Source organism: Streptomyces albus subsp. chlorinus (assembly GCF_013302895.1).
In the GTDB taxonomy this organism is placed as follows: Bacteria; Actinomycetota; Actinomycetes; order Streptomycetales; family Streptomycetaceae; genus Streptomyces; species Streptomyces chlorinus.
The window spans coordinates 5,051,079-5,071,609 of sequence record NZ_VJOK01000001.1 but is presented as its reverse complement, the minus strand read 5'-3'; the positions used below and the strand labels follow the sequence as shown (position 1 = coordinate 5,071,609).

16 protein-coding genes are annotated in these 20,531 nt (G+C 73.4%); 5 read left to right on the top strand and 11 right to left on the bottom strand.

All coding sequences use genetic code 11. The features are described from left to right. Positions 1 to 446 precede the first annotated feature (446 nt). A complete protein-coding gene (locus FM076_RS22230) occupies positions 447 to 950 on the bottom strand; it encodes a molybdenum cofactor biosynthesis protein MoaE (RefSeq protein WP_173872740.1) in 504 nt (167 codons plus the stop codon). Positions 951 to 1,149: 199 nt separating this feature from the next. Continuing rightward, positions 1,150 to 2,250, bottom strand: a complete 1,101-nt coding sequence (locus FM076_RS22225; protein WP_173872739.1) for an NAD-dependent epimerase/dehydratase family protein — start codon at positions 2,248 to 2,250, stop codon at positions 1,150 to 1,152. A 177-nt stretch (positions 2,251 to 2,427) separates the two neighbouring features. On the opposite strand from FM076_RS22225, the gene FM076_RS22220 reads away from it, so the two are divergent. Both FM076_RS22220 and FM076_RS22215 read left to right on the top strand, forming a co-directional pair. Next, complete coding sequence (locus FM076_RS22220) at positions 2,428 to 3,954, top strand: zinc-dependent metalloprotease (protein WP_173872738.1); 1,527 nt, start codon at positions 2,428 to 2,430, stop codon at positions 3,952 to 3,954. Further along, complete coding sequence (locus tag FM076_RS22215; RefSeq protein ID WP_173872737.1) at positions 3,951 to 4,529, top strand: NUDIX domain-containing protein; 579 nt, start codon at positions 3,951 to 3,953, stop codon at positions 4,527 to 4,529. Before FM076_RS22220 ends, FM076_RS22215 begins: the two co-directional genes overlap by 4 nt. On the opposite strand, the gene FM076_RS22210 is transcribed toward FM076_RS22215, so the two are convergent. Next, on the bottom strand, positions 4,501 to 5,073 hold the full coding sequence (locus FM076_RS22210) for a SprT-like domain-containing protein (RefSeq protein ID WP_173872736.1): 573 nt from the start codon (positions 5,071 to 5,073) through the stop codon (positions 4,501 to 4,503). The genes FM076_RS22215 and FM076_RS22210 overlap by 29 nt on opposite strands. Before the next feature lie 272 nt (positions 5,074 to 5,345). Between FM076_RS22210 and FM076_RS22205 the strand changes: the two genes are divergently transcribed. Both FM076_RS22205 and FM076_RS22200 read left to right on the top strand, forming a co-directional pair. Continuing rightward, the gene (locus tag FM076_RS22205; protein ID WP_173872735.1) at positions 5,346 to 6,446 is read left to right on the top strand and encodes a ThiF family adenylyltransferase; all 1,101 of its coding nucleotides are present in this window, start codon (positions 5,346 to 5,348) and stop codon (positions 6,444 to 6,446) included. 52 nt (positions 6,447 to 6,498) lie between these two features. Beyond that, positions 6,499 to 7,992 (top strand): ABC1 kinase family protein, encoded by a 1,494-nt coding sequence (locus FM076_RS22200; RefSeq protein WP_173872734.1) that lies wholly within the window; start codon positions 6,499 to 6,501, stop codon positions 7,990 to 7,992. A gap of 97 nt (positions 7,993 to 8,089) precedes the next feature. Here FM076_RS22200 and FM076_RS22195 read toward each other — a convergent pair whose 3' ends face one another. From FM076_RS22195 to FM076_RS22180, 4 genes are all read right to left on the bottom strand, one after another. Beyond that, positions 8,090 to 8,449 carry a hypothetical protein gene (locus FM076_RS22195; RefSeq protein ID WP_173872733.1) on the bottom strand — a complete coding sequence of 120 codons (360 nt, stop codon included), beginning with the start codon at positions 8,447 to 8,449 and terminating at the stop codon, positions 8,090 to 8,092. Next, the gene (locus FM076_RS22190; protein ID WP_173872732.1) at positions 8,446 to 8,814 is read right to left on the bottom strand and encodes a WhiB family transcriptional regulator; all 369 of its coding nucleotides are present in this window, start codon (positions 8,812 to 8,814) and stop codon (positions 8,446 to 8,448) included. The genes FM076_RS22195 and FM076_RS22190 overlap by 4 nt, the downstream gene beginning before the upstream one ends. A gap of 132 nt (positions 8,815 to 8,946) precedes the next feature. Further along, positions 8,947 to 9,219, bottom strand: coding sequence for a hypothetical protein (locus tag FM076_RS22185; RefSeq protein ID WP_173872731.1), 273 nt, complete (start codon positions 9,217 to 9,219; stop codon positions 8,947 to 8,949). Between the two features lie 265 nt (positions 9,220 to 9,484). Then, entirely contained in the window at positions 9,485 to 11,686 is a 2,202-nt protein-coding gene (locus FM076_RS22180) for a UvrD-helicase domain-containing protein (protein WP_173872730.1), read from the bottom strand. Positions 11,687 to 11,849: 163 nt separating this feature from the next. Between FM076_RS22180 and FM076_RS22175 the strand changes: the two genes are divergently transcribed. Further along, positions 11,850 to 12,092 (top strand): mycoredoxin, encoded by a 243-nt coding sequence (locus FM076_RS22175; RefSeq protein WP_173872729.1) that lies wholly within the window; start codon positions 11,850 to 11,852, stop codon positions 12,090 to 12,092. Between the two features lie 132 nt (positions 12,093 to 12,224). Here FM076_RS22175 and nudC read toward each other — a convergent pair whose 3' ends face one another. The 4 genes from nudC to FM076_RS22155 all read right to left on the bottom strand — a co-directional run. Further along, positions 12,225 to 13,136 carry an NAD(+) diphosphatase gene (gene nudC / locus FM076_RS22170; RefSeq protein WP_173874921.1) on the bottom strand — a complete coding sequence of 304 codons (912 nt, stop codon included), beginning with the start codon at positions 13,134 to 13,136 and terminating at the stop codon, positions 12,225 to 12,227. A gap of 232 nt (positions 13,137 to 13,368) precedes the next feature. After that, positions 13,369 to 14,778: a M20/M25/M40 family metallo-hydrolase gene (locus FM076_RS22165; protein ID WP_173872728.1), complete on the bottom strand. Its 1,410-nt coding sequence runs from the start codon at positions 14,776 to 14,778 to the stop codon at positions 13,369 to 13,371. A 10-nt stretch (positions 14,779 to 14,788) separates the two neighbouring features. After that, entirely contained in the window at positions 14,789 to 18,280 is a 3,492-nt protein-coding gene (locus tag FM076_RS22160; protein WP_173872727.1) for a UvrD-helicase domain-containing protein, read from the bottom strand. A gap of 129 nt (positions 18,281 to 18,409) precedes the next feature. Beyond that, the coding region (locus FM076_RS22155) for a UrvD/REP family ATP-dependent DNA helicase (protein WP_173872726.1) at positions 18,410 to 20,531 on the bottom strand (2,122 nt) is incomplete at its 5' end.

Genomic DNA, 20,531 nt, shown 5'->3' with positions numbered 1-20,531 from the left:
CCCGCGGGGCCGCCCGCGCTGGAGCGCTCCATCGCGGCACGGAAACGTTCGTACCCCGCGACGCCTGCGGCGTCGGGTGTCTTGACACGGCGCCGCCCGGCCCAGCTTCCCCACAGGCTGGCGGCGACAGCGGCGACGACCGGAATCAGCAACCAGGCGAGAGCCGCCATCGGAACCTCCCGACCCCTCGAACGTGCCTCCCGGGCACACGGCCCGGCGGCCGGCAGACCGGCCGATGAGCAGATTAACCGTCGGTACCTCAACGGTCCGTTCCAGGGGGCGGTTACGCAACCGGAACCAGGGCACCCCTGCGCGTCACAGGGCTGCGCCGAACGGTCCCGCGAGGGGCACCCGGCCGGCCGACGCGTTCCGCCGCCCGGGGGGCCTGCGCACGGGGCTCGGGGGGGTGCGCCCGGGCTCGGGGCGGCAGGGGCACTCCGGCACCGCTAGACGCCGACCCACTCCTCGGTGCCGTCGGAGAAGGTCTGGTGCTTCCAGATCGGGACCTCGTGCTTGAGGTCGTCGATGAGCTTGCGGCAGGCGTCGAACGCCTCGGCGCGGTGGGGGCAGGAGACGGCCACGACCACGGCCAGGTCGCCCACCTCCAGGTCCCCGACCCGGTGCACGGCGGCCAGGGCCCGCACCGGACGGTCGGCGACGACCTTTTCTGCGACCCTGCGCAGCTCCGCCTCGGCGGTGGGGTGCGAGGAGTAACCCAAACGGGCGACGTCGCTGCCGCCGTCATGGTCCCGCACGGTGCCCACGAACAGCGCCGTACCGCCCGCGGCGTGATCATTGACGGCGGAAAACACCTCGTCCACGGACAGTGGCGTCTCGCGGATCTGCAGCAGGCGGATGGGATCGGCGGCGGCCCGCTCGCCCGGGTGGTCGGGGTACTTCCCCTGGCCGCCGGTGCCCGCGGCGTCGTACGTCTGAGCCATGCCGGTCATGCTGCCCTACCCGGTGCGATTCCGGAACACCCGGCCTCCGGGGCGCCCGGTTTCCGGTTTGCACGGTTTCCGCTGTGTCCGGCTTCCAGGGCAGCTGGCAGCCGGAGCGCGTCGGCCGGGTCCGCAACTGGGGCGCTCAGGGACGCCGGTCACCCGGAAACGCGTGCGCCCCAGAACCCGGACGTGTGCCGTGTGCGCCCTAGAGCCCGCGCCGCTTGCGCGCCCTGCGCACCAGTGCCGCGGTTCCCAGCAGTGCCACGGTGGCACCTGCCGCGCCGGCCGCCGTCGCCGCCTCGGTGCGGCCCAGGCGGCGCCCCGCGACGGTGTGCCTGCCGGAGACCTCCTCCACCAGCTCGGCCAGCACCTCTTCGTTCGTCCAACGGGGCCGCCAGCCCGCGTCGTGCAGTCTGCTGCCGCTGACGACCCAGGGGTACATGGTGTAGGCGAGATCAGCGGCCGGGGACGGCGTCAGGCCGAGCCGGTGCAGCCGGGACGCCGCTCCAAGGGCGACGCTGGAGGGCAGCTCCATACGACGCATACCGGTCAGCTGCTCGATCTCCTCCTGTTCCAGCCAGCCGTCGCAGCCGACGGCCATCTCCCCTTCGACCTTCTCCAGCACCGCGTACTCGAGCGCGCTCACCAGGTCCTCGACGTGGCAGAACTGCCAGCAGGGCCGCGACCCGGCAACCACCAGCAGGCGCGGCGACTCGAAGTGGCGGGTCAGTGTGGTGTCCGTACCGGCACCCACCAGCACGGCGGGGCGCAGGACGGTCACGTTCAGTCCGGGGTGCGCGCGCGGTGCCCGCCGCGCCAGGCGCTCGATCTCCAGCAGGTCGCCCACACCGGTGGCGTCCGCGGTGGCCCGCAGCTCGGCATCCTCCGACAGCGGAACGTCGTTGTCCTGCAGCGCTCCGTAGACCATGGCGGACGTGCACAGGACGACGCGCCGCACCCCCGCCGCGGCGGCGGCCGTCAGCACGGTCTGGGTGCCGCGGACGTTGTAGGCGGTGCGTGCGGCCGGATCGGTCTCCAGGTCGAGGTCGAGCGCGAGGTGGACGACGACATCCACCGGGTCGCCGTCCCCGCGCAGCCGGTCGGCGATCACCGGATCGCGCACGTCGAGCGTGTGCCACTGGGCCTCGCTGACCTCTCCGCGCCGCTCGTCGAGGGCGATGACCTGCTTGATCTCCTCGGAGGCCGCCAGCCGCTCGGTGAGCAGCGCGCCGACCCCCGCGGCGGCGCCGGTGACGGCGACGGTCGGGGTTCGCGCTGCGCGAACGTGGGACTCGGAGGAACTCACCGGGCGTCTCCAGTGGTTGTTTCTGGTACGAGGTGCGCGGACTCCATCCTGCCTGACTGGTGTCTAGGCTGGGGGCAGAGCCCGCAGATCGCACCCAGGACATGCGCCGCGTCCCCAGGGGCGTGCAGACCGTCCGGTGACCACCAACCGTCCGACGAGACAGAGCCGAGGAAACCCGTGAGTGACACCCCATTCGGATTCGGCGTACCTCCCGAGGAGCCCGAGGACGGGGACGAGGGCAAGAAGAAGCCGGGCGGCGACCAGCCGGGCGGCCGGCCCAACCCGTTCGGTTTCGGTGGCGGCCCGGGCTCCGGCGGCGCCGACAACCCGCTGGCCGCGATGTTCGGCTCGCTGGGCGGCGGAGGTGGCCAGTTCGACCCGAACGATCTCGGAGCGGCCTTCCAGAAGCTGGGCCAGATGCTCTCCTACGAGGGCGGCCCGGTGAACTGGGACATGGCCAAGGACATCGCCCGGCAGACCGTGGCCGCCGGTGCCCAGGACGGCTCCAAGGACGCCTCCGTGGGGCCGCAGGACCGCGCGGCCGTCGAGGAGGCGGTGCGGCTCGCGGACCTGTGGCTGGACGGTGTGACGTCGCTGCCCTCCGGGTCCGGTTCGGCGGTGGCCTGGAGCCGCGCGGAGTGGGTCGAGGGCACGCTGCCGGTCTGGAAGGACCTGGTCGACCCGGTGGCCGAGCGCGTGGGTGCGGCCATGGGCAGCGTCCTGCCCGAGGAGATGCAGGCGATGGCGGGCCCGCTGCTCGGCATGATGCGCTCCATGGGCGGCGCCATGTTCGGCACGCAGATCGGCCAGGCGCTGGGCGTGCTGGCGGGCGAGGTCGTCGGCTCCACCGACATCGGACTGCCCCTCGGCCCCGCGGGCAAGGCCGCACTGCTGCCGGTCAACATCGACGCCCTGGGCAAGGGCCTCGGCATCCCGCTGGAAGAGGTCCGCCTCTACCTGGCGCTGCGGGAGGCCGCACACCAGCGGCTGTTCGCGCACGTCCCGTGGCTGCGCTCGCACCTCTTCGGCGCCGTCGAAGGGTACGCGCGGGGCATCAAGGTGGACACGGCCAAGCTGGAGGACGTCGTCGGCCAGCTGGACCCGCAGCGGCCCGAGGAGCTGCAGGAGGCGCTCCAGCAGGGCATGTTCCAGCCCGAGGACACCCCCGAGCAGAAGGCCGCCCTGGCCCGGCTGGAGACGGCACTCGCGCTGGTCGAGGGCTGGGTGGACGCCGTCGTGCACGCGGCGGCCGAACCCCACCTGCCGTCGGCCTCGGCACTGCGGGAGACGCTGCGCAGGAGGCGCGCCTCCGGCGGCCCCGCCGAGCAGACCTTCGCGACGCTGATCGGCCTCGAGCTGCGCCCCCGGCGGCTGCGGGACGCCTCCCGGCTGTGGGCGTCACTCGCCGACGCGCGCGGCTCCGAGGGGCGCGACGCCCTGTGGGCGCACCCGGACATGCTGCCCACGGCCGCCGACCTGGACGACCCGGACGCCTTCGTGCACAACGAGCAGCCGGACTTCTCCGAGCTGGACCGGATGCTGGGCGACGCGGCGGCCGGCACCGACAGCACAGCCCCCAAGAGCCCGGGCACCGACAGCGGACAGGCGGACAACGGACGCACCGGGACCGGCAAGGGCGACGGCGGCAAGGACGGCAACGGCGAAGGCGACGCCCAGGGCGGCGACGGCGAAGGCACCCGGTGAGCGCCGGGCCAAACGCTCTGCGCACGGACGCCGAGCGGGTACTGACCCGGTGGCGCGCCCGGGACGGTGACGTGGGACAGGAGCGGCTGCGCCAGGAGTATCTGCACCATCTGGCCGCGCACCCGGAGGGCATGTGGAAAGGGTGCTCGGCCGGTCACCTCACCGCCAGCGCACTGGTCGTCGACCCGGCAGCGGGCAAGGTGCTGCTCACTTTGCACCGCAAGCTGAAGATGTGGCTCCAGCTGGGCGGCCACTGCGAGCCCGAGGACGCCACCCTGTCCGAGGCCGCGCTGCGGGAGGCCACCGAGGAGTCGGGCATCGCCGGGCTGACCCTGCTGCCCGGCGGCCCCGTCGCGCTCGACAAGCACCGCACTCCGTGCGCCTGGCATCTCGATGTGCAGTACGCGGCCCTCGCGCCCGAGGGTGCCGTCGAGGTCCTCAGCGACGAGTCACTGGAGCTGCGCTGGTTCCCGTTCGAGGAGCTGGCCGAGGTGGCGGACGCTTCCGTGGTGCGGCTCGCCCGGCGCACGGAGGCGGCCCTCGCGCTCAGTCCTCGTCCGGACCCTCTCGTCTGACGGGCTGGTGCGGCAGCCGCTCGGCCGCCGCGACGCCCTCCAGATAGCCGCGGGCCCGCTCGGTGCGCGGATAGGCGTCCAGCAGCCGCCAGAAGCGCGGACCGTGCCCGGGTACGAGCAGATGTGCCAGCTCGTGCAGCAGCACGTAGTCGATGACGTACTCGGGCATGCCCTGCAGGCGGTGGGACAGACGGATGCTGCCCTCGGCGGGGGTGCACGATCCCCAGCGGGTGTTCTGGTTGGTCACCCAGCGGACCGAGGAGGGGCAGGCGTGCCCGTCGAGGTACTGCTCGGACAGCTGGGCCGCACGCCGGGTCAGGTCGGCGTCGTCGAGCATGCGCCGGCTCTCCTGCGCGGCCAGCTTGTCGAGCATCACGCCGACCCACCGTTGCTCCTCGTCGGCCGACATACGTGCCGGGAGGAGCACCACGGTGCGGTCACCCTCGCGGTAGGCGGAGACCGTACGGCGTCGGCGCGCGCTCCGGCGCACCTCGACCGCGCTCTGTCTGGTGCGGCTGATGCTGTTCAGCGGGTCGGCGGACACGTCTCGACGTTACCCGCTGGCAGCGGCGGAAGTCCCCACTCCAGGCTCGTTCGCAGGTGAAAGGGGGGAAGAGGGCGCAGAGGACGGGGCGAGGCCGGAGCAGACGAGCGCGTCCCCAGGACCACACGACGCCCATTCATACGACTAACGCCGGGTGCCTGTGGAAAACCCGCCCCGCCGGTCCGGTGCCGGCCCGCATGCTGTCCGCAGTGACCGATCGACCGGGATCGGCAGCACAGCCGGGGCACGTCCCGGCGGGCCAGGGGGGCAGCATGCATCCGATGATCAAGCCGGCGCTGCGGCGGGGCTGGCGGGACAGGGAAACGGTGCAGTACGGCATGGCACCCGCGCACGCCGTGTTGCTGGGGCCGGTGAGCGACACCACAGCCGCGTTCATGGATCTGATGGACGGCACGCGCAGCATGGAACGGCTCAAGCAGGAGGCGCACCGGCTCGGGCTCGCGCCCCAGACTCCCGAAAAGCTCACCCAGCGGCTGGTGACCGCGGGAATCCTCGACGACGCGACGGCCGACCGCACGGCCTCGGCGAGCATCACCGAACGGCTGCGGCCGGACCTGGCCTCACTGTCCGTGGTGCACCGCGAACCGGGCGGCGGAGTGCGCAGGCTCGCCGCCCGCCGCGAGGCACGCGTACAGGTGCGCGGAGCCGGCCGGGTGGGCGGGACCGTCGCCGCGACACTGGCGGCGGCGGGTGTGGGGCAAGTGGACGTGGTCGACGGCGGCGTGGTCGAGGAGTGGGACACCGCACCGGGCGGCATCGCGCCGGAGGACGTGGGCACGCGCCGGGACGTCGCCGCCCGCGCGGCGGTACGGCAGTCACGCGCCTGGAAGAGCACGGCGCGGGGAGGGATCAGCCTCGTGGTCATCGCCCCACGCGACGGACTGGACGCCTACGCGCCCGACCCGGAGGTCGCCGGACGGTTCATGGAAGCGGGCACCCCGCATCTGTACGGCGGTGTGGTCGAAGCCACCGGCGTGGTGGGCCCACTGGTGCTGCCCGGTACGACACCGTGCGCGGACTGCCTGGCACGCAACCGGGCCGAGCGCGAGCCCAGCTGGCCGATGCTGGTCGGCCAGTGGCGGACGGCCGGCAGGCGGCGCACGGGGGTCCCCGCCTGCGACACCGCGCTCGCCACCATGGTGGCCGGAGCCGTCGCCTCCTACGCGCTCAGCTACCTCGACGGAGACGGAGCGTGCGCGGCCGGATACCGCCTGCGCTTGGCTCTTCCCCATCTGCTGCCCGACACCGAGCAGTTCGCCGCGCACCCCGAGTGTCCATGCGGTGCCGCTTCGGTGAGCCCCCCACCCGCGGGCTCCGCGAACGACCACACGCACGCCACAATGACCGGGTGACCGCCGTCCTCGGTGCTGTCTCGGTTGAGCTGTCAGGGAGTTGGAGGGACGCATGTCTGATCTTCCCCGCAAGGCGGTGACGCGCACGGCCAAACTGGCCGCCCTGCCGCTGGGCTTCGCGGGCCGCTCCGCATGGGGGCTGGGCAAGCGCCTCGGGGGCATCTCCGCGGAACTCGTCGGCCACGAGCTGCAACAGCGCACCGCCGAGCAGCTGTTCAAGGTCCTCGGAGAGCTGAAAGGGGGCGCCATGAAGTTCGGACAAGCCCTCTCGGTCTTCGAATCCGCGCTCCCCGACGAACTGGCGGGCCCCTACCGAGCCACCCTCACCCGACTTCAGGAAGCCGCCCCGCCCATGCCCACCCGCACCGTGCACAAGGTGCTGGCCGAACGGCTGGGCGAACAGTGGCGGAACAACTTCCTCCAGTTCGACGACAAACCCGCCGCTGCCGCCTCCATAGGCCAAGTCCACCGCGCGGTCTGGCACGACGGCCGAGATGTGGCGGTGAAGGTGCAGTACCCGGGCGCCGGCGACGCCCTCGTATCGGACCTCGCCCAACTCGGACGCTTCGCCCGCCTGCTGGGACCCCTCATACCCGGCATGGACATCAAACCGCTCATCACCGAACTGCATGACCGGGTCACCGAGGAACTCGACTACGCGCTCGAAGCCGAAGCCCAGCACACCTACGCGCAGGAGTACGCCGGCGACCCGGACGTCCTCGTCCCCGACGTGGTGCACCAAGGAGACGAAGTCCTGGTCACCGAGTGGCTGACCGGCACCCCGCTCTCCGAGGTGATAGCCGACGGCACCCGGGAGGAACGGGACCGCGCCGGGCAGTTGCTGAGCCGTTTCCTCTTCTCCGGCACCGTACGCACCGGGCTGCTCCACGCCGACCCGCACCCGGGCAACTTCCGTCTGGTGACCGGCGACAGCAGCTCACCCGAGGACTGGCGCCTGGGCGTGCTGGACTTCGGCACCGTGGACCGGCTGCCCGACGGCCTGCCCCCCACCATCGGTCCCGTCATGCGGCTCATGCTCGACGGCGACGCCGAGACCGCCTACGAACTGCTGCGGGAAGAAGGCTTCATCAAGGAGCGCATAGAACTGGACCCCGAGGCGGTGCGGGACTACCTGCTGCCGATCATCGAGCCCGCCTGCGTCGAGGAGTTCACCTTCAGCCGGGAGTGGATGCGAGGGCAGGCCGCACGCGTGGCCGACCCCCGCTCCCCCGCCCACCAGCTGGGGCGGCAGCTCAACCTGCCACCGTCCTACCTGCTGATCCACCGGGTGACGCTCAGCACGATCGGAGTGCTGTGCCAGCTCGGCGCCACCGTACGCATGCGCGACGACATGGAGACCTGGGTACCCGGCTTCGCCCCGGCGGCGGACCGCGAACCCGGCCTCGGGCCTAACGAAGCCGATGACGAAGCCGATACAGCCGACGTAGCCGACGAAACCGAGGGACGCGACACCCCGGGAGAACCCGAAGAAACCCGGGAGACCGAGACCCCGGAAACGCCCGAGCCCTCGCAGGCGGCGCTCTGACAGCCCGGCGGGGCACAAACGCGGAGACGGCGTCCGGCACCGCCGCGAAAACGACGAGAGCCGGGGCCCGGCCCCGGCTCTCGTTCCCCTGCTGCCCCTACTGCATCACGGCCATCGCGAGGGCGCGCCGCGCCCGGAGCGTGGCCCGCTCGGCCCGCCGCTGGAGGCGCCGCGCCGACCGCAGCCGCAGCGCGCGCTGCTCCGAGGCGGACTCGTGCAGCCTGTTCTGTATGTGCGCTCTCGCCAAGCTTTCTGGCATGAGTTGCATGTCGCGGGTCCTGTTCTGACGGACGAGCGTCGCGTCGGAGTGGGAGTGAGCGGTGGTCTCGTGGGTGGGTCTCATCGTCGGGTCCTGCTTCGTGAGGTGGCGCATACGGGGGTCCAGCGCCGACGGGTTGTCGATCGTTCCGGCCGCCGAGGTGCGGCGGGCCCGGGTGCCCTGCCGGTGGGAGCTCATGCCGTCACCGGGTTCTTGCGCGGACGCCCCCGCGGACGCTTGCGGGGTACGACGACGCCCTGGACGAACAGCTCGCCGCCCCAGACGCCCCACGGCTCGCGGCGGTCCTTGGCACCGGCGAGGCAGGCCTCACGCAGCGGGCAGGTCTGGCAGAGGGACTTGGCGTACTCGACGTCCGCCGGGGCCTCGGCGAAGAAGACCTCGGGGTCGTAGGAGCGGCAGGGAACGTCGACGCCGAGACGCTCGATCGCGTCGTCGAGCTCGGTGAGGGTGATCTGCGGGGCGGTCAAGGAGTCCTCCGTGGTGACATCAGGCGGCAGAGAAGGCGCGGGGCGCAGCGTGTCGGGGTGCGTCTCGGTGTGCACTGTCGGTTCTTCCTGTCTGTCGTGTGTCTGTTGTGTTGTCGGTCCGGCTGGTGGCCGGTCGGGCAAACAGAAGGGCCGCGGATCCCGGTGTGGGTTCCGCGGCCCTGGAAGGTGCCGACCTGATCTCGCCGATCAGGCTGGATCTCTCCAAGGTCGGAGCCCACGGAAGGCCCACATCGTGTAGCGCTGCGTCTTCTGGCGTCCGTCGCCGGCACCGTTGGCCGCGAAGCCACTGGCAAAGGCCGCTGCCTTCGCGCGTGCTGCTACCTCGGGTGCCTTGGTCGGTCGCTCATTGCCGCCCAGTTCGGCGCCGGACAGACCGGTGCCGTGGAGGCCGGAGCCGAGCAGGCAGGCGGAAACGACCGAGTGATCGGTCATTTTGATCTCGGAAATAATGGCTGCCACTGGTCTCGCCTCCTCTCGGCGTCTCGGGGACCGGCCGCGAAGCCGATCCGTACATGTTCAGGTCTTAGTACAGCATGGAAGAGGGGGGACGAAAAGGCCCGCCCTCTCCATGTCCGGAAGGCTATGAGGCTCCGGACGGCGGGCGCAAACTATTTTCCGCGACTTTCTGTCACAGCTTCTGTGACAGAGGCGGGGGCTCGCGTTCGGAGCCTTCTCCGGGCCCCCTCCCCCTCCCCCCCACCCCTCCCCGCCCCACCCCGTCGTGCTACGTCTCGTCGTCCTCCTCCCCCGGCAGGACCTCGCCGGCGCACAGGGCCAGCACGTCGGCGCCGTACTGCTGGAGCTTGCGGCTGCGGACACCCGAGATCCGGGAGAGCGCCGCCTCGTCGCCGGGGACGGTCTCGGCGATGGCCAGGAGCGTCTTGTCGGTGAAGACGCAGTAGTCCGGCTGGCCGATCCGCGCGGCCTGGCGGGCGCGCCAGCGGTGCAGGCGCTCGTAGAGGACCTCGTCCAGCTCCGAGGGGCAGTCCTCGCAGCGCATCAGCTTGACCTCGCCCGGGTCGGTCAGCGTGCGCCCGCACACCCTGCACCGGGCCGGGGCGCGGCGTGTGCGCTGCCGGGTCTCGGGGACGCGGCGGGTGAAGCCGCCGCCCTCCACGCTGCCGGTGGCCGTGCCGAGGCGGGAGACGGCCGCTTGTCCCGTGCCGGGCCGCAGGCCCTTGAGGAAGCGGCTCGGCTGTCTGCTGGGGCGGCCACCGGGGGAGCGCGCGAGGGCCCAGGAGAGCGTGAGGACGCGGCGGGCGCGGGTGATGCCGACGTAGAGGAGCCTGCGTTCCTCCTCTGCCTGCGCGTCGGTCTTGGCGTAGGTGAGGGGGAGCATGCCGTCGGTGAGGCCGACGAGGAAAACCGCGTCCCATTCCAGGCCCTTGGCGGCGTGCAGGGAGGCGAGGGTGACGCCCTCGACGGTGGGGGCGTGCTGGGCTCTGGCCCGTTCGTCCAGCTCGGTGACCAGGTCCGCGAGGGTCGCTTGGGGGTGTGCCGCGGCGAAGTCCGCCGACAGGCGCACCAGTGCGGCCAGGGATTCCCAGCGGTCGCGGACGGCTCCGGCGCCGGCGGGGGGTTCGGGGGTCCAGCCCTTGGTGCCGAGGACGGCGCGCACCTGGGAGGGGAGGTCGACGGCGTCGTCCAGCAGGGCGTCGTTGCCGCCGGCGCGGGCGGCGCCGCGCAGCACGACGAAGGCTTCGCGCACCTCGGGCCGCTCGAAGAAGCGTTCGGCGCCGCGGAGCTGGCAGGGGACTCCGGCGTCGGCGAGGGCTTGTTCGTAGATCTCGGACTGGGCGTTGATGCGGAAGAGCACCGCGATCTGGCTGGCGGGCACGCCGGAGGCGATCAGGTCGCGGATGCGGCGGGCGGTGCCTTCGGCCTCGCCGGGTTCGTCGGCGTACTCGGCGAAGACGGGATCGGGGCCCGGTTCGCGCTGGGAGACGAGTTCGAGGCGGTGCTCGGCGGCCCGGCCGCGGGCCTGGGAGAGCAGTCCGTTGGCCAGGTGGACGACCTGGGGGGTGGAGCGGTAGTCGCGCACCAGCTTCACGACGGTGGCGCCGGGGTGGCGGGTGCGGAAGTCGAGGAGGTGGTCGGCGGTGGCGCCGGTGAAGGAGTAGATGGTCTGGCTGGCGTCGCCGACCACGCACAGGTTCTCCCGCTCGCCGACCCACAGCTCCAGCAGCCGCTGCTGGAGAGGGCTGACGTCCTGGTACTCGTCGACGACGAAGTGCTGGTACTGGGCGCGGACGGTCTCGGCGATGTCCGGGCGCTCCTCGAGGACGCCGACGGTCAGCAGCAGGACATCCTCGAAGTCGATCACCGAGCGTTCGCGTTTGAGCTGTTCGTAGAGGGCGTAGATGCGGCCTGTCTCGGCGGGGTCGCGGGGGGCTTCGCGGCCGGCCTTGGCGGCGGCAGCCGGATAGTCCTCGGGCACGGTCTGGGTGACCTTGGCCCATTCGATCTCGCCGGTGACATCGCGCAGCTCGTTGCGGTCGAGCCGCAGCCGGCAGCGGGTGGCGGCCTCGGCGACGAGGGGGGCCTTGCGCTCGAGGAGGGGCGGCAGATCGCCGCCGACGGCGCGGGGCCAGAAGAACTGGAGCTGGCGCAGGGCGGCGGAGTGGAAGGTGCGGGCCTGGACTCCGTGGGCGCCGAGCCGGCGCAGCCGGCCGCGCATCTCGCCGGCGGCGCGCTGGGTGAAGGTGACGGCGAGCACGCTGGCGGGCTGGAGGATGCCGGCGCGGACGCCGTAGGCGATGCGGTGGGTGATGGCCCGGGTCTTGCCGGTGCCGGCGCCGGCCAGGACGCACACCGGACCGTGCAGGGCCGTCGCCACCTCGCGCTGCTCGGGGTCGAGCCCTTCGAGCACCGCGTCGGCGGAGTCGGGCGCCTGCGGGAAGAGAGGGGAGTCCGTTGCTGCTGTCACCCCGCCATGCTGCCAGTCCGGTGAGGGGCGGTGGGGAGGGTTGTCCACAGGGTGTGGGGGTTTGTCGTACTTATGGTGCGGGGCCGGGTGGTGGCGGTGGGAATGGCGGCGCCGCGCCGCACGTTGAGCGAAGGCACCGATTCGAGAGAAGGAGCACGGGAAGATGGCGGGAACTGTGACGATGTACAGCACCACCTGGTGCGGCTACTGCCGTCGGCTGAAAAGCCAGATGGAGCGCGAGGGCATCGCGTACACCGAGGTCAACATCGAGCAGGACCCGGAGTCGGCGGCCTTCGTGGAGAAGGCGAACGGCGGCAACCAGACCGTGCCGACCGTGCTGTTCCCGGACGGCTCGACGCTGACGAACCCCTCGCTGGCGCAGGTCAAGGCGAAGATCGGCGCATGATCCGCGGCGACGGGCGGCACCTTGGTGTCGTCCGTCGCCTGTCCGGGCAGCCGTGCTCAGCCGGTGGCGGCCGCCCGTCCGGTTCCCGCCGTGCTCGTCCCGTTTGGTCGCACGGCCGGTCTCCCGCCGTGCTCAGTCGTTTCCGCGGGGCTGCGGCAAGGGGCGGCCGTACCAGCGTTCGACCAGGCGGGCCGCGATAGAGATGCCGGAGGGCGGCAGTACCTCTCCGGACTCGATGGCGGCCCGCAGGTCGTCGCGGGAGAACCAGCGGGCTTCTTCGATCTCGTCCCCGTCGACCTGGATCCGGGGAGAGGTGGCGCGTGCCATGAAGCCGAGCATCAGGCTGGAGGGGAAGGGCCAGGGCTGGCTGCCCACATACGAGACGGGTCCGACGCTCACGCCGGCTTCCTCGGCCACCTCGCGGCGCACGGCGGCCTCCAGTGACTCACCGGGCTCCACGAAGCCGGCCAGGGTGGAGAACCTGCCTTCGGGCCAGTGCACCTGGCGGCCCAGCAGGGCGCGGTCCTGGTCGTCGGTGACGAGCATGATCACGGCCGGGTCGGTGCGCGGGTAGTGCTCGGCACCGCAGGCCGGGCAGCGGCGGATGTGTCCGGCCGCGGCGATGACGGTGCGCTCGCCGCAGCGGGAGCAGAAGCGGTGGGTGCGCTGCCAGTTCTCCAGGCCGACGGCGTGGGTCATCAGTTCGCTGTCGCGGTCGGACAGCAGGACGCCCGCCTCGCGCAGTCCCGCGGGCCGGGCGATGTCGTCCATCCGGCCGGGCAGGCTGTCCTTCTGGAGCGCGAAGTAGCGGACCCCGTCCTCGTCTATGCCCAGGAAGTAGCGGTGGGCTTCGGTGAAGGGGGCGTCGAAGGACGGCATCATGACGAGTTCCGTCGTGCCGTCTTCCTTGTCCTCGATCAGTGCCTGTCCGCCGGAGACGACGAAGACCCGGGTGGTGGGGTGGCTCCAGGCCGCCGCCAGCCATGCCTCGTCCAGCCGGTGGTGGGAGGCGCGGTCGATGCCGCCGGTGCTGGTGAGGCTGATGGGCTGCTCGGTGCCGGGCGCGTCGGCGGGCTGCGAGGAGGCGGGGCGGTGCGTCGAGGTCGAGGTGGTCACGTGTGGTTCCTACTCCCCCAGTGTCGGGGCCTCCCTGCCCTGCCGGGGCCGGGTCAGGGGGCGGTTGGCGGGCGGTGGCGAGTCGGTCGGGCGGGGCGGCGGGCGGTGCGGGGTGGCGGGCCGCCCGGTGCGGCCCTGCCGGGCGGGTGGGCGGCCCGTATCAGCCCGCGCTCCAGTGTGCGGCGAGGTCGTCCCACAGGTAGGCGGCCGTCTCGGCGCCTTTGAACAGGAGATCGAGTTCGACCTTCTCGTTCGGCGCGTGCCAGCCGTCCGAGGGGACGGAGATGCCCAGGAAGAGCACGGGCACGCCGAGGACGTCCTCAAGGTCGGCGGCGGGGCCGGAGCCGCCCTCCCTGGTGTAGCGGACGGGGCGGCCGAAGGCGCGGGACATGGCGCGGGTGAGGGAGCGCAGTGCGGGGTGGCCGAGCGGGGTGAGGCAGGGGCGGGTGGCGCCCCAGAAGGTGATCTCGTGCCGGATGCCCGCGGGGAGCCGCTCGGCGACCCAGGTGCGCAGCGACTGCTGGATCTTCTCCTCGTCCTGTCCCGCGACCGTGCGGAAGGACAGCTTGAGCTGCGCGCGGGAGGGCACGATCGTCTTGCCGCCGGGGCCCTGGTAGCCGCCGCCGATGCCGTTGACCTCCGCGGTGGGGCGGGCCCAGACGCGCTCCAGGGTGGTGTAGCCGCTCTCGCCGAGCGTGGCGTGCGAGTGGGCGCCGCGCACCCAGGCCGACTCGTCGAAGGGCAGCTCGGCGAAGAGCGCGCGTTCCTCGTCCGTCAGCTCGACGACGCCGTCGTAGAAGCCGGGCAGCGTCACAACGCGGTCCTCGTCGTGCAGCGCCGCGGCCAGCCGGGCCGCCTCGGTGGCCGGGTTGGGGACGGCGCCGCCGAAGGAGCCGGAGTGGATGTCCTGGTCGGGTCCGTACAGGTCGATCTGGCAGTCGGTGAGGCCCCGCATACCGGTGCAGACAGTGGGCGTGTTCTCGTCCCACATGCCGGTGTCGGAGACGACGACGGCGTCGCAGGCCAGGCGCTGGGCGTGCTGCCGCAGCAGGGCCGGGAAGTGCGGCGAGCCGGACTCCTCCTCGCCCTCGATCAGCAGTTTGAGACCCACGGCGGGCGCGGTGCGGCCGGTGGCCGCGAGGTGGGCGCGCACCCCCAGGGTGTGGAAGAGCACCTGTCCCTTGTCGTCGGCGGCACCGCGCGCGTAGAGGCGGCCGTCCCGCTCCTCGGGGACGAAGGGCTCACTGTGCCAGCCGTCCGCGCGGTCGGCCGGCTGCACGTCGTGGTGGCCGTAGACGAGGACGGTGGGCGCCGCCGGGTCGTCGGAGGGCCACTCGGCGAAGACGGCGGGCGCCCCGTCGGTCTCCCACACCTCAGCGACGGGGAAGCCGGTCGCGCGCAGCGTGGCGGCGAGCCAGTCGGCGCTGCGCCGCACGTCGTCCGCGCGCCCCGGGTCGGCGGAGACGGAGGGTATGCGCAGCCATGCCGTCAGGTCGGAGAGGAAGGCGGAACGCTGGTCGTGGATGAAGGCCCGGACGGCGCTGTCCGGGGGAGCCGGGGTGGTGCTCATGCCATCGAGCCTAACGGTCGCGGGACGATTGCCCGTCAGCCGGATGGCTGCCGTCGTGGCCCCCCTTCTGTCCCCCGTCCTCCCCTGTGTCCTCCGCCACGGCGGCTCCCAGCAGGAGCCGCTCCAGGCCGGTGCGGTCGGGCAGGTCCTGGGGCCGTACCACCTCTCCGCTGCGCACGTAGAGGAAACCCGCGGTGACCGAGGAAAGGGGCACACCCTGCTGCTCTGCCCAGGCGAGCCGGTAGACGGCGAGCTGGAGGGGGTCGGCGTCCCGACCGCGCCCGGTCTTCCAGTCGACGATGTCGAACGTCACACTCCCGTCCGGCGCGCGGTCGCGGTAGACGGCGTCGATACGGCCCCGCACGACGCGTCCGGCCAGGACGAGCTGGAAGGGCGCCTCCACCCGGTAGGGGGTGCGGTGCGCGTAGGGGGTGCGTTCGAAGGCCTCCTTCAGAGCGGCCAGGTCGCGCTCGTCGGTGATGTGCGGAGGCTCACTGCCGTCGGGGCCCTCGCCGTCGGCGCCGGGCAGTTCGTCGGGACCGAGCAGGGGCAGGGTCAGCTCCTCGAAGCGGGACTCCACCCAGGCGTGGAAGCGGGTGCCGCGGCGGGCGGCGGCGGGCTGCGGGGGGCGCGGCATGGGCCGGGCCAGGTCCCGTGCGAAGCCCTCCGGGTCGCCGGCCAGGCGCAGCAGCTGTGTGGCGGTCAGTGTGCGGGGCAGCGGTACGTCGCGTACGGCGGCGCGGGAGCGGCGCAGCTCCGCTGTGAGGGCCTCGGTGTCCCGGTCCCAGGCCGCGACCAGGCGGGCTTCCTCGGGGGTGAGCCCAGCCGCCTCCCGGCCGGGACCGGTACCCGCCGCCGGCGGCTCCGTGGCCGCGAGCGCCCCGTCCCCCGTCCCCGCTGCCGCGCTCTGGCCCGGCCCCTGCGACGGCTTTGGCTCCGGGGGATCCGATTCCGGAGGGGCCGATTCCGGTGAGGCCCCCGGCAGCGGCTCCGACCGCGGTACCGGAACCGGCTCCAGGTACGACAGCACCCGGGCCGCCGCCTCGCGGCGCAGCGCCAGGGCGTCCTCGTCCAGCGGGAGCGGCCATACGCGCTCCTCGGCGGCCTCCTCCAGTGCGGGGTTGTCCGCGCCCTCCTCGGGGGGCTCGGCCCAGTGCTCGACCTCGCCGTGCGCGGGATCGGCCTCGCAGTGGGCGCGCAGTGCCTCCAGGAAGGCGGAGGGGCCCCTGGGGCGCTTCTGGGAGGGGCCCCACCAGTGGCCGGAGCCGAGCAGCAGGCTGCGGGGACGGGTGAAGGCGACGTAGCCGAGGCGCAGCTCCTCGGTGGTCTGGTGGGCCCGCAGCGCGTTCTCGTGCTCCTTGACGCCCTTGGCGTTCCACTCGGGCCGGGGCGGCAGGGTGTCCGCGTCGCCGCGCAGTGCGTGGGGCAGCACCTTGGGCTGGGTGAGCCAGCTCTCGCGTGCCTGTTCGCTGGGGAACTGCTTGGCGACCAGTCCGGGCACCGCGACCACGTCCCACTCCAGCCCCTTGGACTTGTGCGCGGTCAGCACCTTGATGGTGTTCTCTCCGCCCGGCAGGGAGCTGTCGAGGCCCTTCTCGTACTGCGCGGCGGTACGCAGGAAGGCGAGGAAGGCCAGCAGGGTGGCCTCGCCGTCCAGGGAGGCGAAACCGGCGGCGATGTCGAGGAACTGGCCGAGGGTCTCGCGCCGGCGGGCGGCCACCGCGTGCGGGGAGGCGGCCAGCTCCACCTCCAGGCCGGTGACGGCGAGCACCCGGTGCAGGACGTCCATGAGCGGGTCGGCCAGCGAGCGCCGCAGCTCGCGCAGCTCGGCCGCGAGCCGGGCGAAGCGCACCCGGGCCTCGGCGGAGAAGGGCAGCTCGTCGTCGTGGCCGTCGGGTTCCAGGAAGGTGTCGAGGGCGTCGGCGAGGGAGCGCAGCTCGGCCGGGTCGGCGCCCTCGACGGCGGCGGCCAGCCGTGCGTCGGGGTCCTCGTCCGCGCCGTCGCGCCGGGGGGCGACCAGCAGCGCGGCGCGGCGTCCCAGCAGTGCCAGGTCGCGGGGGCCTACCCGCCAGCGCGGTCCGGTCAGCAGTCTGACCAGGGAGGCGTTGGAGGTGGGGTCCTGGAGGACCTCGCAGACGGCCACCAGGTCGGCGATCTCGGGCAGGTGCAGCAGCCCGGACAGGCCCACGACCTCGACGGGCAGGTCGCGGGCGACCAGGGCTCCCTGGATCTGGGCGAAGTCGGCGGCGCCGCGGCACAGCACCGCGATCTCGCCGGGCGGTGTCCCGGTGCGCACCAGGTGTGCGAGGGAGTCGGCCAGCCAGTCGATCTCCTCGGACTGGGTGGGCAGGAGTGCGGCACGCACCCGCCCCTCCCGTTCGGCTCCGGGCGCGGGCCGCAGCGCCTCCACGCCTTCGTGCCGCTCGCGCAGCGGCGCGGCCAGGCCGTTGGCGAGGCGCAGGAGGCGGCCGCCGCTGCGGCGGTTCTCGCTCAGCGCCTGGCGGCGGGCGGGGGTGCCGTCGGCGTGCGGGAAGTGGCGGGGGAAGTCGTCCAGGTTGGCGACGGAGGCGCCGCGCCAGCCGTAGATGGCCTGGCAGGGGTCGCCGACGGCGGTGACGGGGTGGCCGGTGCCCTGGCCGAAGAGTCCGGCGAGCAGGACGCGCTGTGCGACGGAGGTGTCCTGGTACTCGTCCAGCAGGACGACGGAGAACTGCTCGCGCAGGGCGCGCCCCACGTCGGGCAGCTGGGCGAGCCGGGCGGCCAGGGCGATCTGGTCGCCGAAGTCGATGCGCTCCAGTTCCCGTTTGCGCGCCCGGTACTCCTCGACCAGGCCGAGCAGCTCCTGCCGGGCACGCGCGGCCTGCGGAACCTTGCGGAGCTTGTCGTTGGTCAGCCGTACGCCCTCCAGCCCGGCGAGGAGGTCCGCGTCGTGGGCGCGCAGCCGGTCGGGCGGCACCAGGTGCTCGGACAGCTCGGCGTCCAGGGCGAGGAGGTCCTCGACGAGGGCGGGCACGGATTTGGTGAGCGCCTCGAAGGGGCCCCGGGCGGCGCGCAGCACCCCGGCGGCGAGCTGGAAGCGGGTGGCGTCCGCCAGCAGCCGGACGGTGGGCTCGATGCCCAGGCGCAGCCCGTGCTCGGTCAGCAGCCGCCCGGCGAAGGCGTGGTAGGTGGCGATCTGCGGCTCTCCGGCCTCGGCGCCGCCGGGACCGGCCGGGTCGGGGTCGGTGACACCCGCGCTGCGCAGCGCCTTGCGGACGCGTTCGGCCAGCTCTCCGGCCGCCTTGTTGGTGAAGGTGAGGCCGAGGACGCGGTCGGGTGCGACCTGGCCCGTGCCCACGAGCCAGACCACGCGGGCCGCCATGACGGTGGTCTTCCCCGAGCCCGCACCGGCGACGATCACCTGCGGGGCGGGCGGCGCGGTGATGCAGGCCGTCTGCTCCGGGGTGAACGGGATACCGAGCAGCTCGGCGAGCTGTCCGGGGTGGGTGAGTGGTGCGGGCACTCCTCAGACGCTAGCGCTCGTGGCTGACAGCCGGGGCCGGCACCGGACGGTGCGGTCCGCGGGGCCGGAGGGGGTGCCGGGGTGAAAGGGGCGGAGGAGGCGGGAGGGGGTCATCCGGTGTGGAAAGTCTCACTCCACGACGTGCCGGCCCTCCGGGCGCGCGGAGCAGGCGGAGCGGAAGGCGCAGTGTGTGCAGTGCTGTCCCGGGGAGGGCGTGAAGCGTTCGTCCAGGACGCGGGCGGCGGCCGTGGCCAGCAGCTCCCCCACCCAGTCGCCGCCGGTCCCCTCCGGCTCCTGGCGCTGGACGACGGGCAGGGTGTCCCCGCCGTCCCGCTTGGCCGCGCCCAGCCGCAGGTGCACCAGTTCGGCACCGCCCGGTTCCGGGCGCCGGCCGCCGAACAGCGCGTCGGCGGCGCCTTCCCTGACGGCGAGCTGGTAGACGGCCAGCTGCGGATGGCGTTCGACCTCGGCGCCGGTGGGACGGGTGCGGCCTGTCTTGAAATCGACCACATAGGCGCGGCCCTGGGCGTCCTGTTCGACGCGGTCCATGCTGCCACGGATCCGCACGGCGTACTCGCCCGCCCGCAGCGTCACCTCGAAGCCGTGCTCGCTGCCGACGGGTTCGCGGCCCTCACCGCGCTCCATCACGTGCCAGCGCACGAAGCGCTCCAGGGCCGCCCGCGCACTCTCCTTCTCCTGCCGTGACTTCCACGGCGCGTCGAAGGCGAGCCCCTCCCAGACGGTGTCCAGCCGCTCCATGAGCACCGACAGATCGGCGGGGCTGCTGCCGGAGGCCACCTCGTCGGCCAGGACGTGCAGCACGTTGCCGAAGCCCTGCGCGGCCGTCGCGGGCTCGTCGGCCTTGACCTCGCGAGTGAGGAACCACTGGAGGGAGCAGGTGCGCGCGAGCTGCTCCAGCGCGCTGCCCGACAGCGCCACGGGCTGGTCCCGCCCCCGCAGCGGCGCCTCGGAGCGGGTGGGCTCGGCCAGCCCCCACCAGCGCTGCGGGTGCGCGGCCGGAACCAGCGGATAGCCCTCCTCGTCCCGCTCGGCCGCCAGCCGGGCCAGCCGCCGGGCCGCCGCGTCCCGCAGCGCGGGCGAGGCGTCCGGATCGACGGTGGTGGCGCGCAGCTCGGCGACCAGCGCGGGCACCGACAGCGGGCGGCGCGGGCGGCTGCCGACCTGCTGGGGCTCGACGCCCAGCTCCGTCAGGAACCGGGAGGGCTGGTCGCCGTCCTCCGCCTGGGCGCGGACGGCGGTGACCACCAGCCGTTCCCTGGCCCGGGTGACCGCGACGTAGAACAGTCTGCGCTCCTCGGCCAGCAGTGCCCCCGCGGACAGCGGCTCGGCGATGCCGTCGCGGCCGATGCGGTCGGCCTCCAGGAGAGACCCGCGGCGTCGGAGGTCGGGCCACAGCCCCTCCTGCACCCCGGCGACGACCACCAGCCCCCACTGGCGGCCCTTGGCACGGTGCGCGGTCGTCAGCCGTACCGCCTCGGGCCGTACCGCGCGCTCCACGAGGGTGTCGGCGGCGATGTCCTGGGCCTCCAGCTCCTCCAGGAAGTTGAGGGCGCCCCGGCCGCCGCCGCGCTCCTCCGCGCGGGCCGCGACGGCGAACAGGGTGCACACGGCGTCCAGGTCGCGGTCCGCGTTGCGTCCCGCGGGCCCCCCGCGCCGGGCCGCCCGCTCCAGCCGGTCGGGCCAGCCGGTGCCGCTCCACAGCTCCCACAAAGCTTCCGCCGCCGTGCCGCCGCCCGCCAGCAGTTCCCGGGTCTTGCGCAGCAGCAGACCGAGGCCGTGGGCGCCCTCCACGGACCTGCCGGCCGGACCGGTGGTGGCCGCGGCGGACTGCGGCGTGTGGGCGACCAGGCGTTCGGGCTCGGCCAGCGCCTCGGCCAGCAGGGCATCGGAGGGGCGCGGCACCTTGGCGCCGGCCGCGCGCTCCTCCTCGCGCAGTGCGCGGCCCAGCCGGCGCAGGTCGGCCGCGTCCATGCCGCCGAGCGGGGAGGTCAGCAAGGTGAGCGCCGTCTCCGTGTCAAGGGGCGCGTCGTTGGACAGCGCGCCCTGTGCGGCCACGCGCAGCGCTGTGAGCAGGGGCGCGACGGCGGGCTCGTGACGCAGCGGCACATCGGCGCCGTCCACGTCCACGGGCACGCCCGCGGAGACGAGAGCGCGCCGGACGACGGGCAGGGAGCGCCCGCCCGCCCGCACCAGGACGGCCATCTCTCCCCAGGGCACTCCCTCCTCCAGG